Consider the following 16,597-nt stretch of genomic DNA (forward strand, 5'->3'; position numbering starts at 1 on the left):
ATATATATAAATACAGTTGAATATTGTTTAAATGCTAATTTTTAATTGTGTAATGTATGTTATTTGTTATGTTTATGATTTTTAAGTGATCAGGGATTTACAATAAAAGGATATTTTGTAAAAGATTATTTTTGTCTATTTGATAGAATATTTTTATGTGTTTTGTGTTACAGAGTGATAGTTATCATAGTGTTTGGATATAAAATACAATAATAATTTTTTATTAAAGAAATCATTTTTATATGAAATATTTTTTGAATTAATAAGCTAATTATATATTAGTTTCTTATAATTATAAATTGATATTATGTTTAAATTTAGTCAAATTATGATTTATATATATTAATTAGGACAAAATTATTTTGTAATATATGTATTATTACTATGGGTTTTTAAAGTATCAGTTAGATGTTATTGTTCTAATTTAGGGTTGATAGGATGTTATTAATGTTTAATATAGATGTGTTGCTATAATATAATAAAAATTGTAATGTGATGCAAAAATTGGCTTTAGGTATTGAATATGATGGTTCTTCATATTGTGGTTGGCAAAAACAGAAAGATGCACTTAGCATTCAAAGTTGTATAGAATATGCTATAAAAAAGATAACAGCTGAGCAAGTAACTATATTTTGTGCGGGGCGTACCGATTCTGGAGTACATGCATTAGGACAGGTTGTTCATTTTGAAACTTATTCTCGACGTTCAAAATCTGCTTGGACACTAGGTATTAATCATTATTTGCCATCGAGAATTTGTGTACGTTGGGCTAAATTGGTAAATAAAGATTTTCATGCTCGCTTTAGTGCGATTTCTCGTCGTTATTGTTATGTAATCTATAATGGTTATATTAGATCTGCTTTATTATTTAGCAAAACTTGGCACTATAAAAAATATTTAGATATTAACAAGATGTGTGCTGCTGCTCATTTCTTATTAGGAGAGAATGATTTTACTTCATTTTGCGCGGCAGGTTGTCAATCATCTTCAAAACGAAGAAAATTATATCATATACGTATTGTACGTTCAGGGCAATGTGTTGTAATAGATATTAAAGCAAATTCTTTTATGTATCATATGGTACGAAATATCGTAGGGAGTTTAGTAAAAGTTGGTTGCGGAGACAAACCAACAACATGGGTTTTAGAGTTGTTAAGTAATTGTAATAGATCATTAGCTGGTGTAACTGCTCCAGCTAATGGTTTGTATTTAGTAGAAGTTAAATATCCTTCATATTTTTCTATTCCTTCTTCTTTTAGAGAGGAATTGTGGCGTGTGTAAATATATTGATATTAGTATTTTTTATTTTTGTATATATGTTTTATATATTTATGTTTTAACAGAAAATAAATTATAAAATAATTGTAGTTATTTTGTAAATAGCACTTATTTACATGGAGTATTTCTGTTAGATTTTTAGAAAAATATTTTCTCTAGAATAGAGAAATAATGTTAGCATTATATTATTACGTCACTACCAATAATATTATGATTTTGTTAAGTTATATTTCGAGAGTAATATATTTCTCTTATTAAAATTTGCGTATAACGTAATATGTGTAATATTCAATATATAAATACCATGAAGTAAATATGATTTTTTAAAAATAATTTTAAAATTAAAGGTTAAAAATGAGTTGGATTGAACGAATTATTAATAAAAGCGCCATTATTCCAACCCGAAAAGTAAATATTCCAGAAGGTATATGGACTAAGTGTAACAATTGCGGGCAATTATTGTATAAAAAGGAATTAGAACGTAATTTAGAAGTGTGTCCTAAATGTGACCATCATATGGGAATTTCAGCTAGAGTACGTTTATTTTCTTTTTTAGATCAAGATAGTACATTTGAATTAGGAAGTGAATTAGAACCTAAGGATGTTTTAAAGTTTAGAGATTTAAAAAAATATAAAGATCGTCTGCTTTCAGCACAAAAAATAACGAAAGAAAAGGATGCATTAATAGTTATGCAAGGTACTTTATATGGTATGGAGATTATCGCCGCTTCTTTCGAATTTGCTTTTATTGGTGGATCAATGTCTTCTGTAGTTGGAGCTCGTTTTGTGCATGCGGTAAATCAAGCCTTAAAAATTAGGTGCCCATTAGTTTGTTTTTCTGCAAGTGGTGGCGCTCGTATGCAGGAAGCTTTGATGTCTTTAATGCAGATGGCTAGGACTAGCGCTGCGTTGGCTAATTTACGTGCGCAATGTTTACCGTATATTTCTGTTTTAACTAATCCTACTATGGGAGGGGTATCTGCTAGCTTAGCCATGTTAGGAGATTTAAATATTGCTGAGCCAAAAGCTCTTATAGGATTTGCCGGTCCTAGAGTTATTGAGCAAACAGTGCGGGAAAAGTTACCGTTAGGATTTCAACGTAGTGAATTTTTGTTAGAGAAGGGATCAATTGATTTGATTATTCGTAGACCAGATTTGCGGCTTAAAGTAGCGGGATTGTTGGCAAAGTTAATGAATAAACCGATACCGAAAAGTTGATTACTGCAATTTATTTAAATAGGCATTTATATGTTATTATTGTTGTTCAGATTTTTAGATTTATATGATTATAAAGTTGAAACATTGCATAAGATATGAATAAAATTTTATCTATTCCTACTGCTCAATCATCATTGAAAGAATGGTTATATTATATTGAACATTTAAGTTATGTGTCAATTGATTTAAGTCTAGATAGGGTACGAAAAATAGCTATTGATCTTGATCTGATACATCCCGCAGCATATGTTATTTTAGTGGGAGGTACAAACGGTAAAGGAACGACATGTAGTGTATTAGAAACTATTTTATTAAATAATAATAATACGGTCGGTTTGTATACTTCACCTCATTTACTTTCTTATAATGAACGGATCCGTATTTGTGGAAAAGAACTGCCGGATTCTATTCATATTACAGCAATGTCTGCTATAGAAAATGCTCGTAATCAGATTGTATTGACTTATTTTGAATTTGTTACTTTATCAGCTTTATATATGTTTAAGCAGGAAAAATTAGATTTAATCATTCTCGAGGTTGGATTAGGTGGTAGATTAGACGCTACTAATATTGTCGATCCTGATATTTCTGTAATCACTAATATTGCAATAGATCATACTGAGTTTTTAGGAACAAGTCGTGATATGATTGCACAAGAAAAATCTGGTATTTTTCGCCCTAATAAACCGGTAGTAATTGGTGATAGTTGTCTTCCAATAACCATAAGTAAAATGGCTAAATATTATAGGGCGATACTGTTCATACGGGGACGTGATTGGGATTTTTATGCTTATGAAAATAAATGGATGTGGTGGGGTCGTTTTGGTTACAATCGTTTGTTATATGATTTACCATTACCTCTAATTCCATTAGAAAATGCTGCCACTGCATTAAGTGTGTTGTATTGGTTACCTTTTTCGGTTACCAAAACAGCTATATGCCATGGGTTACGAGTTGCTAATTTACCAGGACGTTTCCAAATAATCACTCATAGACCGCTTGTGATTTTAGATGTAGGTCATAATCCTCATGCCGCTAATTATTTGGCTAGACGATTAGCTGCAATTCTTTTAGAAAGAATAGGCAGTGTAAGAATAGTTATAGGAATGTTAAAAACTAAAGATATTCAGGGTACCATATGTTGTTTAAGTCGTTTGATTAATGTTTGGTATTGTTCTAGCTTAGATACACCATTTTCTGCAAGTTCTGATGAACTTTCTGCTTTTTTACTTGATTTTAATGTTCATAAATTTGGTAATATATTAGAAGCTTGGAATCAAGCTATGTCTGATGCTACATTTGATGATTGTGTTATAGCATTTGGGTCATTTCATACTGTAAGTCCAATTATGAGAAAAATAATGAATACCTATTAGCTTATTTATGGTTTTGATATCAGTAGTGAATCAATGTGTTAGTACATAATATCTAATTTAATAATAATTAAAAATTATTAATTTTTAGTGGTTGAGATGCTATAGTGTTTATAAATTATATCTATTTTAGTAAGTTTACTGCAACACTAGTAATTCAATAAACCTAGATAAATTTTTATATGGTCGATATTTATTTTTTGCAATGTTTTTCTGGAATAACAGAATAAGAGTAGATTTAATTTTTTTATGTTTTAGTTAACTTATATAAATTAAATAGTTGTGATTATATTATTTTATGATGTAAAGACAGAAAATATTTTTAAGAATATTTCATATAATATTAAGGTGTTGATCTTGTACAATATAAAAATAATTATACTCATATAATATATGTAATGCGTGATTAGAATTTATATAATTATCAATGTAAGTTGTATAAGATATACATAATTATACAAAATAATTTTATAATTATATGAAATAAATCATTTAATAAATAGTTATAAATCGATCTTTAATAAAATATTAAAAGTAAAGATATTTGGATTATTTGTTCATGAGAACACAATAATTTAGTATTGATGAAAGTAATTAATAATAAAATAAAAAAGGTATATAATTTGTGTAATACTCATTATTTAGGCGTGATAGCATTTATAGCTGGTATTTTTGTTTTGTGTATTTTTATGTTGTTGTGTGGATATTTTTTGGGAGGACGTTCCGATTTACATATTAAAAATGTACCATTTGAATCAGGTATTGGATCCGTAGGTGATGCTAGAATAAGATTTTCCGTTAAGTTTTATTTGATCGCGATGGTGTTTGTAGTTTTTGATATAGAGGGTATATATGTGTACGTTTGGGCAGTATCCATACGAGATGTAGGTTGGATGGGATTTAGTGAGATTTTTATTTTTATCTTTGTTTTGTTAGCCAGTTTAGTATATTTAGTAAGAATTGGTATGTTTGATTGGACAGAACAATCAATGCGATATGAAAATCGTGTGAATAATTTTGATTTTGGTACTACAAAACGATTAAAAAATAGCACAAGGAAACAAAAGTATGAAATATACTTTAACGACAGCTAGAACAGACTATAACGAAGATGATCGATTGCCTCTTCAAGAAAATAAGATTGTATCAGATCCGTTAGAAAAAAACATTCAGCGAAATGTCTTTTTTGGAAAACTGAGTGTTTTATTGCACAAAATTGTTAATTGGGGGCGAAGTAATTCTTTATGGCCTTATAATTTTGGATTATCTTGTTGTTATGTTGAAATGACCACCGCGTTTACTGCAATACATGATGTTGCTCGGTTTGGTTCAGAAGTTTTGCGCACATCTCCTCGGCAAGCAGATTTTATGGTTATAGCTGGTACACCGTTTATTAAAATGGTTCCAGTAATACAACGATTATATGATCAAATGTTAGAACCTAAGTGGGTAATTTCCATGGGGGCTTGTGCTAATTCTGGTGGTATGTATGATATTTATTCTGTAGTACAGGGAGTAGATAAATTTCTTCCGGTAGATATTTATATCCCTGGTTGCCCACCTAGACCTGAAGCATATATTCAGGCATTATTATTATTGAAGAAATCTATTAAAGAAGAACGACGTCCGCTTTCTTGGATATTGGGACACAAAGGGATATATAGAAAAAATATGCAATCAGAACGGCAACGTAAAAGTAACGCTCGTATTGCAGAAACTATTTTTTCTTCTCCGGATGACTAGATTTGATTTTTTTATTTCAAATAAAAATGGCGAAATATGATAAATATTAAGGATGAGTTGTTCAATGGTGATCATTAGTTGATGATATTATGCATAATAATCCTACAAGTAAGTTTACTACAGGTGTTCATTCAATATTGGCTGATTTATTTTCTGTATTTAGTTCTGACGCTTTCGTGCTGCAATCTTCTTATACTGGCATTTTAATAATTTGGATAAAACGTGAGATTTTGGTTCCAGTATTAACATTTTTGAAAACTACATCAAAACCATATATCATGTTATATGATTTGCATGGTATAGATGAAAGATTACGTGTACATCGAGAAGGATTACCAAAATCAGATTTTACGGTGTTTTATCATTTAATTTCCATATTGCGTAATGATGATATACTTATAAAAGTTCCTTTATTAGAAAACTCTCTATATTTACCAACAATAGTTTCTTTGTTTGTAAATGCGAATTGGTATGAACGGGAAACTTGGGAGATGTTTGGAATACATTTCAATAATCATCCTAATTTGGTACATATAATTATGCCAAAGAATTGGAATGGATATCCGTTACGGAAAGAATATCCCGCTCGTGCTACAGAATTTAATTACTTTACTCTTACAAAACAAAAAGAAAATTTAGCAATGGAAGAATTATTATTTAAACCAGAAGAATGGGGTATGAAGAAACATGCAAAACATGAAAATTTTATGTTTCTTAATTTAGGACCTAATCATCCTTCAGTACATGGAGTATTTCGTATTATTTTACAATTAAATGGAGAAGAAATTGTAGATTGTGTTCCGGATATTGGCTATCACCATCGAGGCGCTGAAAAAATGGGAGAACGACAAACTTGGCACAGTTATATTCCTTATACTGATCGTATTGAGTATTTAGGAGGATGTATAAATGAAATGCCTTATATTTTAGCTATTGAAAAACTTGCTAAAATTACAGTCTCAGATAGAGTAAAAGTAATTAGGGTTATGTTATCTGAATTATTTAGAATCAATAGTCATTTATTGTATATCAGCACTTATTTGCAAGATGTAGGGGTTATGACCCCAGTTTTTTTAGCATTTACTGATAGGCAAAAAATTTATGATGTCGTTGAATTGATTACTGGCGCTCGTATGCATCCAGCATGGTTTCGTATTGGAGGGGTTGCTCATGATTTACCTAGAGGTTGGGATTCTTTATTGAAAAAATGTCTTGATTGGATACCAGATCGTGTTGCTTTTTATGTTAAATCAGCATTAGAAAATAGTATATTGAAAAAACGTGCTTGCGGTATTGGGGCATATAATGCCAAGGATGCATTAGATTGGGGAATAACTGGTGCAGGATTACGTGCGACTGGTATTGATTTTGATATACGTAAATCGCGCCCTTATTCTGGTTATGAAAATTTTGATTTTGATATTCCAATAGGAAACGGTATTAGTGATTCTTATAGTAGAGTGATGTTAAAGGTGGAAGAAATATATCAAAGTGTACGAATTCTGGAGCAGTGTTTACAAAATATGCCAATAGGATCATTTAAAGCTGATCACCCTTTAACTACTCCGCCGATGAAAGAATATACCTTACGGCATATAGAGACGCTTATTACTCATTTTCTTCAAATGTCTTGGGGTCCTGTCATACCAGCGAATGAATCTTTTCAAATGGTTGAAGCTACCAAAGGTATTAATAGTTATTATTTAATTAGTGATGGGAATACTATGAGTTACCGAACGCGAATTCGTACTCCTAGTTTTCCTCATTTACAACAAATTCCATATGTTATTCGTGGTCGTTTAGTATCTGATTTAATTGTGTATTTAGGCAGTATTGATTTTGTTATGTCTGATGTAGATCGTTAATGAATGAGGTGATATGGTTATAAATAAAATTAATGATGTATCTATCAATTTAGATAATAGTGATGATGGTAGTTTTCAATTAAGTCAAGAAGAAAATAGTGCCATTCAAGAAGAGTGTACACACTATGAAGATATACGCGCTGCCTCTATTGAAGCGTTAAAAATTATTCAAAAAAATCGCGGCTGGGTATCAGATGAAGCCATTATATTGATTGCTAAAATGTTAAGTATCTCTGTTGCTGATGTAGAAGGTGTAGCTACATTTTACAATCAAATTTTTCGTCAACCGGTAGGTCGTCATATTATTAGGTATTGTGATAGCGTAGTATGTTATTTAACCGGATATGAAAAGATTCAAAAAAAATTAACATGTGTATTAAACGTTAGAGTAGGTGATACTACTTTAGACAATCGTTTTACATTATTGCCTACTTGTTGTTTAGGTGTTTGCCATAAAGCACCGGTAATCATGATAAACAAAGATATTTATTTTAATATGGCTCCAAAAATGATTACAAAGTTATTGGGACAGTATCTATGAGTAATACTTATGATCTTAATGTAGAAAATAATCCACTTATGTGGAGAATGCGTTGTGATAAAAAACCAGTATGGTTACATGAATATCAAGCTAAAAATGGGTATAGGGCTGCATATAAAGCAATTACTCGTATGTCTCCAAAGGAGATTATTGAATTAGTTAGTCATTCTGGTTTAAGAGGCCGTGGTGGTGGCGGTTTTTTTACTGGAATAAAATGGTCTATGATGCAGAAAAATAAACCAGGTTGTTCTCGCTATTTAGTATGTAATGCAGATGAAATGGAACCAGGGACTTATAAAGACCGATTTTTAATGGAACGATTACCTCATCTATTATTAGAAGGTATGTTAATTGCGAGTTATGCTTTGGGGGTATCACGAGCATATATTTTTTTGAGATATGAATATATGATCATAGCTGATTATTTAAATCGTGCTATTAGTGAGATTAAATCAATTGGATTGATTGGTAAAAATATTTTTAATAGTGAGTTTCATTTTGAATTATTCTTACACACAGGAGCAGGAAGATATATTTGTGGGGAAGAAACAGCATTGATTAATGCTTTAGAAGGTCGCCGAGCAGTGCCTCGTTTTAAACCACCATTCCCTAGTCATGTAGGATTATGGGGCAAACCTACATGTGTTAATAACGTTGAAACATTATGTAATATCCCAGGAATTGTTGAGCATGGAGTAGATTGGTATAAGAATATTTCTTCTAAAAAAAGTAATGATTCGGGTACGAAACTAATGGGATTTTCCGGGAGAGTAAAGAAACCAGGAGTATGGGAGTTGCCTTTTGGAACAACTGCTAGAGAAATTTTAGAGGATTATGCTTATGGTATGTGCACTGGATTTACTTTAAAAGCATGGCAACCTGGAGGAGCGAGTACAGATTTTTTAACTCAAGATCATTTAGATGTGCCTATGGACTTTGAAAATATTGCAGCTTCTGGTAGTCGATTTGGAACTGGCATGGCGATAGCAATAGATAACACTATAAATATGGTTGCCTTAGTACGTAATTTAGAAGAATTTTTTTCACGGGAATCTTGTGGTTGGTGTACTCCATGTAGAGATGGTTTACCGTGGATAGTAAAGTTATTAATTTCTTTAGAAAATAAAGATGGTAGACCTGGAGATATAGAGTTATTAGAGCAATTGTGTCTAACACTTGGGCCTGGAAGAACTTTTTGTGCTCATGCTCCAGGCGCTATAGAACCTTTGAAAAGTGCTTTAAGATATTTTAGGAATGAATTTGAATCGGGGGTTTGTAAATTCTATCAACAGGAAACGAATTATATTCGTTGTGTGCAAATTAATTAGTTTTTATAGTTAAATACATAAGTTAATTATACGTAATTAACTTAGTTAAAATGAATGGGACATATTAATTGATTAATTTTTTTGGGATGATGTTAAATAAAAAATAAAATTGGTATATTAAAATGATGGTTTCTATTTACATAGAAGGTAAAAAATATACAGTAGAGGACTCAAAAAATATATTAGAAGTATGTTTATCTCTCGGATTCAACATTCCTTACTTTTGTTGGCATCCTGCCTTAGGCAGTATTGGAGCCTGTAGACAATGTGCAGTAAAAAAATACCGTGATAATAATAAGATAAATGATATGGAAGGTTATTTAGTAATGTCTTGTATGACACCAGCGTCAGACGGCAGTGTGATCACCATTTTTGATGATGAGGTAGAGGAGTTTAGAAAGAATATATTAGAGTTATTAATGATTAATCATCCTCATGATTGCCCGATATGTGAAGAAGGAGGTAATTGCCATCTTCAAGATATGACAGTGATGGTTGGGCAAACATATCGTCGTTATAGATTTACTAAGCGTACACATTATAATCAATACTTAGGGCCATTTATTTCTCATGAAATGAATAGATGTATTAGTTGTTATCGTTGTGTACGTTATTATAGCGATTATGCAGGTGGAGACGATTTAGGTGTATTTGGGGCGCATGATAATATTTATTTTGGACGAGCTACGGATGGTATGCTACGAAGTGAGTTTTCTGGTAATTTAGTAGAAGTATGTCCTACTGGAGTGTTTACCGATAAAACACAATTAAAATATTATACTCGTAAATGGGATATGCTTTTTGCTCCTAGTATTTGTCAGCAGTGCAGTATCGGATGTAATATTATTGTGGGTGAGCGTTACGGGAAGTTATCTCGTGTTGAAAATCGTTATAATGGTAATATTAATACTTATTTTTTGTGTGATCGTGGTCGATTTGGTTGCGATTATGTCAATATTGATAATAGGCCTAAGAACCCATTGCATAAGAAAGGTGATGATTGGGTTATGCTCAATGAAGAACAAGCAATCCAAGAAGCTGCTAGCACACTGAAATATAATTGTAATAAAATCATTGGTATTGGATCTTCTCGTGCTAGCATGGAGAGTAATTTTGCTTTATTAAAACTCGTAGGATCAGATAATTTCTATACTGGTATTAATAGTTGTGAACAAGAACGATTATTATTAATAGTTGAAATATTGTGTAATGGTGGAATCTATGTTCCGTCATTGCGTGAAATAGAAAGTTATGATGCGATATTAATATTAGGGGAAGATTTAACTCAAACTGGGGCGCGCCTAGCGTTATCAGTACGTCAAGCTTTTAAAGGGAAAGCTCGTAAGGAAGCGAAAGCTCAGGGAATTTTTGATTGGCAATCTGCAGCCATTATAAATAATTCTCAAAATATTAAAAATCCTATATTAATTACTGGTATCGATAAAACAAAATTAGATGATATTGCCGTGTTAACATATTATGATTCAGTACAGAATCAAGCACGTTTCGGTTTTGCTATTGCTCATGCATTAGATAACACTGCTCCTTCAGTCAAAGATTTTGACTATAAGTTAAATGATAAATTAAATATAGCTGTACAAAAATTAATGGAAGCACGTAAACCATTAATTATTTCAGGAAGTAATTCAGGTAGTAAAGAATTAATTGCTTCCGCAGCAAATATTGCTCGTGCTTTAAAAAATCGTGGCAGTGATGTTGGCATTACTTTTATTGTGAGTGAAGTCAATAGTATGGGTTTAGTAATGTTAGGTAAAAAAAGTTTGGATGCAGCTCTGACTGATATATGTAGCAGTCAGACTTCGTCTATTGGTTTAATTGTATTAGAAAACGATTTATATCGTCATGCAAAGGCAACTCAAGTTAATGCTGCTTTAAATAAAATTAATTATTTAATTGTATTGGACCATCAATATAATTTGATACAAGAAAAAGCAAATTTAGTTTTATCGGTTTCTAGCTTTGCTGAAAGCGATGGAACTGTGATTAATTATGAAGGACGAGCACAGAGATTTTTTAGTGTATATAAACCACAGGTTTATGAGAAGAGTGCAGTTGTTTTAGAAAGCTGGAGGTGGTTATATTTAATATATGATTGTTATACTAACTATATTAGAAAAAAGAGTTTGGATATTGATCAGGTTATAGATGTGATTATTTATTATTTTCCAGAATTAGTCGGAATTAAACAAACATCTCCAGATGCATCTTTTCGTATTCATGGTCAGAAATTAGCTCGAGCACCGCACCGTTATAGTGGACGTACGGCTATACATACTAATGTTGATATACATGAACCCTATATATCAAAAGATGATGATACGATGTTTTCTTTTTCTATGGAGGGGAGTCATAATGTTCAATCTGTGCACAAACAAGTGGCATTTGCATGGGCTCCAGGATGGAATTCTCCGCAAGCTTGGAATAAATTTCAAGATAAGGTAGGTGGGCATTTATATTCTGGAGATCCAGGAGTACGTGTATTAAATACTAATAGTAGTGCGACATTAAGTTGGTTTGATATGATTCCTCAATCTTTTAAAATCATTAAAAATATTGATCGATGGTTAATAGTGCCTTATTGGCATTTATTTGGAAGTGAAGAAACTTCTCAACGATCTAAGTGTATTCAAGATTGTATGCCAAATCCTTATGTCATGATTAATCAATCAGATGCGTTACAATTAAACATACAAAAAAATATGTTGCTTAAATTTACATGTGCTGAACAAATTTTATGCTTACCAATAAAATTTAGTATTAATTTGCCTAAAGGACATATTGGATTGCCTTTAGGTTTTCCGGATATTCCTGTATTTTTATCTGGTATGTACGCGTATGATGTGCAAGGAGTATTATTATGATTTTTTGTTCGTCAGGAGTTATTACAACACATTGGTGTTGTTCTGTTCTTCGCGCAATAATTATTTTGTTAGTGGTAGTTTCTTGTGGTGCATATATGAGCTTTTTAGAGCGTAGATTGTTAGCATTATTTCAAAATCGTTATGGTCCTAATCGAGTCGGTTGGAATGGATTATTGCAGTTATGGGCTGATTTAATTAAAATTATGTTTAAAGAGGATTGGGTTCCTCCATTTTCTGATCGTGTTATATTTATTTTAGCTCCAGTAATAGCTTTTATTTCATCATTAATGAGTGTGTTAATTATTCCATTTACTCCTACATGGGTAATATTGGATTGTAATATTGGTGTATTATTTTTTCTTATGATGTCAGGATTAATGGTTTATTCAGTATTGCTTGCAGGTTGGGCAAGTAATAATAAATATGCTTTAATTGGGTCTGTACGCGCTGCAGCGCAAACCCTTAGTTATGAGGTATTTTTAGGATTATCTGTAATGGGTGTAGTTGCTAAATCTGGGTCGTTTAATTTAAAAAATATAGTTGAAGATCAACTATATTTATGGAATATAGTTCCTCAATTTTTAGGGTTTATTACTTTTTTTTTGGCAGGTATAGCTTTGTGTCATAGACATCCATTTGATCAACCAGAATCAGAGCAAGAATTAGCTTCTGGTTATCATATTGAGTACTCTGGTATTAAATTTAGTTTGTTTTTTATTTCTGAATATATCAGTATGATTGTAATTTCATCATTTGTTGTAACATTATTTTTTGGAGGCTGGAAAGGACCTTGGTTTCCTCCTATTATTTGGTTTGTTGGTAAAACTTTTTTATTTTTGATGTTATTTGTATTAATACGGGCGGCATTACCGCGTCCACGCTATGATCAAGTTATGTTGATAGGTTGGAAGTTCCTTTTACCTGTGACGTTGTTTAATTTATTGAGCACCGCTGTTATTATTTTATTATAAATTATTTGTATAGGTTAAATATAATGAATTTGATCAAGATTTTTATAGATATCGGTTCTATATTGCGTAGTATCTGGATGATAGGAATGCAGGCATTTAGTACACGTGAGACTCAGATGTATCCTGATATTCCGTGTATTCCATCACATAGATATCGTGGTCGTATTGTATTAACTCGAGATTCTTCAGGTCAAGAACGGTGTGTAGCTTGTAATTTATGTGCTGTAGCTTGTCCAGTAGGATGTATTTCTTTAAAAAAAGGAGAATCTGTAGATGGACGATGGTATCCAGAATTTTTTAGAATCAATTTTTCTAGGTGTATTTTTTGTGGTATGTGTGAGGAGGCGTGCCCGACTTCGGCTATTCAATTAACTTCAGATTTTGAAATGAGTGATTTTAAAAGGCATGATTTGGTGTATGAAAAATCTGATTTATTAATATCAGGTCCTGGTAAATATTCAGAATATGATTTTTATCGATTTTCTGGTAAAGAAATATTGAATAAAAAAAAGGGAGATGCAAAAAATGAGGCGCAGCCTATAAGCGTTAAAAATATATTGCCTTAATTTTAAAGTTCAGAAGGGCAATGAGAGATATGTTATGACAGTTTTATTTTATGTTTCTGGTATTATAGCAATAATATCTACAATGTGTGTAATTATGCATTACCATCCGGTACATGCTTTACTATATTTAATAGTTTCATTTATATCTATATCGTGTAATTTTTTTTCTTTAGGAGCGTCTTTTGCTGGTGCTGTGGAGATTATTATTTATGCGGGAGCTATTATGATTTTATTCGTATTTGTAATAATGATGCTTAATGCAAAAACTATTACATTTAGAGAACAAAAAAAAAGTAGATTTTTAAATCCTATATTAGGATGTGGCGCTGTCTTATTGATAAGTATTTTACTTATTATTTTATTATATGTTTCTTTTGGATTAAAAGATTGTTTTATCGATGTAAATAGACCGATCATAGATTTAAAACAAATTGGCATGTTATTATTTGGGCCATATCTATTAATGGTAGAGTTAGCATCACTTTTGTTGTTAAGTGCATTGATCTCTGTGTTTCACTTAGCACGAGATTATAAATTATCTGATAATTATATTGTTTCTGATCAATCGCAAGAATAGAGAAAATATGATTCCTTTATCGCATGGTCTTAGTTTATCTATAATTTTATTTATACTAGGATTAGTAGGCCTAATAATAAGACGCAATATGTTGTTTATGTTATTAGGGCTAGAAATTATGATTAATGCAGCTGCTTCAGCTTTTGTAATTGTTGGATCTTATTTAGGGCAATCAGATGGTCAAGTTATATATATATTAGTAATTACCTTAGCTGCTTCTGAAGCTGCAATTTCTTTAGCTTTATTACTTCAATTATATCGTTGTTTTCACACATTGCATATTGATAAAATTAGTGGGATGCGTGGATGAGTCTACTTTTTTTAACTATACTGTTTCCGTTTTTAGGATTTATTATATTAGCTATTTCTCAAGGAAAATGGTCTGAAAATATCTCCGCTATGATAGGAGTGGGTACGGTAAGTATATCGCTATTTATTACTGTATGTATAATATTTAATTTTTATTGTAATGTTGGTAATTACACGACTTTTGTGTTCGTTCAGAATCTTTGGACGTGGTTTTCTATTAATGCTTTATGTATTACTGTAGCGCTTAGACTAGATGGATTATCTTTGATAATGTTATCATTAATAACTGGAGTGGGATTTATTATTCATTTATATGCTACTTGGTATATGAGAGAATGTGAAGGTTATTCTCGTTTTTTTGCTTATACTAATTTATTTATGGCGAATATGATACTTTTAGTATTATCAGATAATTTGTTGTTGATGTATTTTGGATGGGAAGGGGTAGGTTTATGTAGTTATTTATTAGTTGGATTTTATCATTTTGATTTTAGAAATGGAATGGCAGCGCTAAAAGCATTTATTATCACTCGTTTTGGAGATATATGTTTGATATGTGCATTATTTATGATTTTTGATCAATATCAAACCTTAAGTTTTAGTAGACTGTTAGCATTAGAACTCAAATTTTCTTCGTCGTACAATTTTTTTAACAGTACTACATGGATATCTTTTATGTTGCTTATTGGAGCAATAGGTAAATCGGCTCAGTTACCTTTACAAACTTGGCTAACAAGTGCTATGGTTGGTCCAACTCCGGTGTCGGCATTAATCCATGCAGCCACTATGGTGACTTCTGGTGTATATTTAATAATTCGTATGAATAATTTTTTTTTAATGACTCCAAATATTTTATATTTGACTGGTGTTATCGGTTCATTGACTATAGTGTTATTCGGTTGTTCAGCGTTATTCCAAAGTAATATTAAAAAAATTTTAGCATATTCTACTATTAGTCAAATAGGATATATGTTTTTAGCCCTAGGAGGACGTCATTGGGGGGCTGCTATGTCTCATTTAGTAACGCATGCGTTTTTTAAAGCATTGTTATTTTTAGCGGCAGGTTCATTAATTTATGCTTGTAGATATGAACAAAATATTTTTAAAATGGGAGGATTATATAAATCTATACCTTTCATTTATATATGTTTTTTAATGGGTGGTGCATCTTTATCTGGAGTTCCTATAATTACTGCTGGAGTTTATTCTAAAGAATTAATTATGTTAAAAACTTTAGTTAATCATGATTATTTTTTCCTGTTTTCGGGATTAATAGGAATGTTTTTGACACCTATTTATACGTTTCGTATGATTTTTGTTGTATTTCATGGTCCTAATAAAATAGAGCCACGTATATGTAATAAAATTACTCAAAATTTTCCTTTAGTTGTATTGTTATTGTTATCTACTTTTATTGGTGGATGGATAAAATTACCTTTATCATTAGATATCGTATGTACTGATGTCAGTACGGTATGTAATTATAGACAAATGTATTTTGAAATAGTATTTGGTTTTTTAGTGATTTTTGGTATTTGGTTTGCTTCAATTTTTTGGTTGGATTCTTTAAATAGCATTACAAGACAGATTGTCAGGCCTCATTTATCTGAAATAGTAAAGCGATACATAATATTGTTATGTTATTATGGATGGGGGTTTGATTGGTTGTATAAATTAATATTTGTAAAACCATATTTGTTTATAACAAAAAAATTATCTTATTCTGATCCGGTTAATATAATCATAAATATTTTCACATCATTATTATGTTGGCTTAAAAGTGGTTTGGTATTTAGTGAAAATGGAAAGCTAAATTGGTATATAGTTTCAATAAATATAGGGGCCGTAATTATATTCATTATAATATTAACGCATGATTATATCTAAGTTAGTTTAACATTATTGGATGGGGCTCATAAAATATAAATGTTAGTGTGTATGTTTCA

The 16,597-nt window shown here is 31.0% G+C and carries 14 protein-coding genes; all 14 read left to right on the top strand.

Features of this window, described 5'->3' with window-relative positions:
• Window positions 1–495 precede the first annotated feature (495 nt).
• The 14 genes from truA to nuoL all read left to right on the top strand — a co-directional run bounded on the left by truA (window position 496) and on the right by nuoL (window position 16,538).
• Entirely contained in the window at window positions 496–1,281 is a 786-nt protein-coding gene (gene truA, locus VOI34_RS01310) for a tRNA pseudouridine(38-40) synthase TruA (RefSeq protein ID WP_331828719.1), read from the top strand.
• Between the two features lie 351 nt (window positions 1,282–1,632).
• Window positions 1,633–2,496, top strand: a complete 864-nt coding sequence (gene accD, locus VOI34_RS01315) for an acetyl-CoA carboxylase, carboxyltransferase subunit beta (protein WP_331828647.1) — start codon at window positions 1,633–1,635, stop codon at window positions 2,494–2,496.
• Window positions 2,497–2,591: 95 nt separating this feature from the next.
• Window positions 2,592–3,872 carry a bifunctional tetrahydrofolate synthase/dihydrofolate synthase gene (gene folC, locus VOI34_RS01320; RefSeq protein WP_331828648.1) on the top strand — a complete coding sequence of 427 codons (1,281 nt, stop codon included), beginning with the start codon at window positions 2,592–2,594 and terminating at the stop codon, window positions 3,870–3,872.
• A gap of 686 nt (window positions 3,873–4,558) precedes the next feature.
• Window positions 4,559–4,963 carry an NADH-quinone oxidoreductase subunit A gene (gene ndhC / locus VOI34_RS01325; protein WP_331828720.1) on the top strand — a complete coding sequence of 135 codons (405 nt, stop codon included), beginning with the start codon at window positions 4,559–4,561 and terminating at the stop codon, window positions 4,961–4,963.
• Window positions 4,938–5,612 carry a NuoB/complex I 20 kDa subunit family protein gene (locus VOI34_RS01330; protein WP_331828649.1) on the top strand — a complete coding sequence of 225 codons (675 nt, stop codon included), beginning with the start codon at window positions 4,938–4,940 and terminating at the stop codon, window positions 5,610–5,612. The genes ndhC and VOI34_RS01330 overlap by 26 nt, the downstream gene beginning before the upstream one ends.
• A gap of 89 nt (window positions 5,613–5,701) precedes the next feature.
• The gene (gene nuoC, locus VOI34_RS01335) at window positions 5,702–7,477 is read left to right on the top strand and encodes an NADH-quinone oxidoreductase subunit C/D (RefSeq protein ID WP_331828650.1); all 1,776 of its coding nucleotides are present in this window, start codon (window positions 5,702–5,704) and stop codon (window positions 7,475–7,477) included.
• Between the two features lie 28 nt (window positions 7,478–7,505).
• Window positions 7,506–8,018, top strand: a complete 513-nt coding sequence (gene nuoE / locus VOI34_RS01340; RefSeq protein ID WP_443092751.1) for an NADH-quinone oxidoreductase subunit NuoE — start codon at window positions 7,506–7,508, stop codon at window positions 8,016–8,018.
• Complete coding sequence (gene nuoF, locus VOI34_RS01345) at window positions 8,015–9,346, top strand: NADH-quinone oxidoreductase subunit NuoF (protein ID WP_331828652.1); 1,332 nt, start codon at window positions 8,015–8,017, stop codon at window positions 9,344–9,346. Before nuoE ends, nuoF begins: the two co-directional genes overlap by 4 nt.
• A gap of 122 nt (window positions 9,347–9,468) precedes the next feature.
• Window positions 9,469–12,228: an NADH-quinone oxidoreductase subunit NuoG gene (gene nuoG, locus VOI34_RS01350; protein ID WP_331828653.1), complete on the top strand. Its 2,760-nt coding sequence runs from the start codon at window positions 9,469–9,471 to the stop codon at window positions 12,226–12,228.
• A complete protein-coding gene (gene nuoH, locus VOI34_RS01355) occupies window positions 12,225–13,199 on the top strand; it encodes an NADH-quinone oxidoreductase subunit NuoH (protein ID WP_331828654.1) in 975 nt (324 codons plus the stop codon). Before nuoG ends, nuoH begins: the two co-directional genes overlap by 4 nt.
• A 23-nt stretch (window positions 13,200–13,222) precedes the next feature.
• Entirely contained in the window at window positions 13,223–13,765 is a 543-nt protein-coding gene (nuoI, locus tag VOI34_RS01360) for an NADH-quinone oxidoreductase subunit NuoI (RefSeq protein ID WP_331828655.1), read from the top strand.
• Between the two features lie 34 nt (window positions 13,766–13,799).
• Window positions 13,800–14,342 carry an NADH-quinone oxidoreductase subunit J gene (gene nuoJ / locus VOI34_RS01365; protein ID WP_331828656.1) on the top strand — a complete coding sequence of 181 codons (543 nt, stop codon included), beginning with the start codon at window positions 13,800–13,802 and terminating at the stop codon, window positions 14,340–14,342.
• Window positions 14,343–14,349: 7 nt separating this feature from the next.
• Entirely contained in the window at window positions 14,350–14,652 is a 303-nt protein-coding gene (gene nuoK / locus VOI34_RS01370; protein ID WP_331828657.1) for an NADH-quinone oxidoreductase subunit NuoK, read from the top strand.
• Window positions 14,649–16,538: an NADH-quinone oxidoreductase subunit L gene (nuoL, locus tag VOI34_RS01375; protein WP_331828658.1), complete on the top strand. Its 1,890-nt coding sequence runs from the start codon at window positions 14,649–14,651 to the stop codon at window positions 16,536–16,538. Before nuoK ends, nuoL begins: the two co-directional genes overlap by 4 nt.
• Window positions 16,539–16,597 lie beyond the last annotated feature (59 nt).

It is taken from the genome of Candidatus Blochmannia sp. SNP (genome assembly GCF_036549215.1).
Classification (GTDB): Bacteria; Pseudomonadota; Gammaproteobacteria; order Enterobacterales; family Enterobacteriaceae; genus Blochmanniella.

Bases quoted from the DNA above. Each gene is read 5' to 3' on its own strand.
- truA (WP_331828719.1), top strand. From the start codon at position 496: ATGCAAAAATTGGCTTTAGGTATTGAATATGATGGTTCTTCATATTGT.
- accD (WP_331828647.1), top strand. From the start codon at position 1,633: ATGAGTTGGATTGAACGAATTATTAATAAAAGCGCCATTATTCCAACC.
- folC (WP_331828648.1), top strand. From the start codon at position 2,592: ATGAATAAAATTTTATCTATTCCTACTGCTCAATCATCATTGAAAGAA.
- ndhC (WP_331828720.1), top strand. From the start codon at position 4,559: ATGTTGTTGTGTGGATATTTTTTGGGAGGACGTTCCGATTTACATATT.
- VOI34_RS01330 (WP_331828649.1), top strand. From the start codon at position 4,938: ATGAAATATACTTTAACGACAGCTAGAACAGACTATAACGAAGATGAT.
- nuoC (WP_331828650.1), top strand. From the start codon at position 5,702: ATGCATAATAATCCTACAAGTAAGTTTACTACAGGTGTTCATTCAATA.
- nuoF (WP_331828652.1), top strand. From the start codon at position 8,015: ATGAGTAATACTTATGATCTTAATGTAGAAAATAATCCACTTATGTGG.
- nuoG (WP_331828653.1), top strand. From the start codon at position 9,469: ATGATGGTTTCTATTTACATAGAAGGTAAAAAATATACAGTAGAGGAC.
- nuoH (WP_331828654.1), top strand. From the start codon at position 12,225: ATGATTTTTTGTTCGTCAGGAGTTATTACAACACATTGGTGTTGTTCT.
- nuoI (WP_331828655.1), top strand. From the start codon at position 13,223: ATGAATTTGATCAAGATTTTTATAGATATCGGTTCTATATTGCGTAGT.
- nuoJ (WP_331828656.1), top strand. From the start codon at position 13,800: ATGACAGTTTTATTTTATGTTTCTGGTATTATAGCAATAATATCTACA.
- nuoK (WP_331828657.1), top strand. From the start codon at position 14,350: ATGATTCCTTTATCGCATGGTCTTAGTTTATCTATAATTTTATTTATA.
- nuoL (WP_331828658.1), top strand. From the start codon at position 14,649: ATGAGTCTACTTTTTTTAACTATACTGTTTCCGTTTTTAGGATTTATT.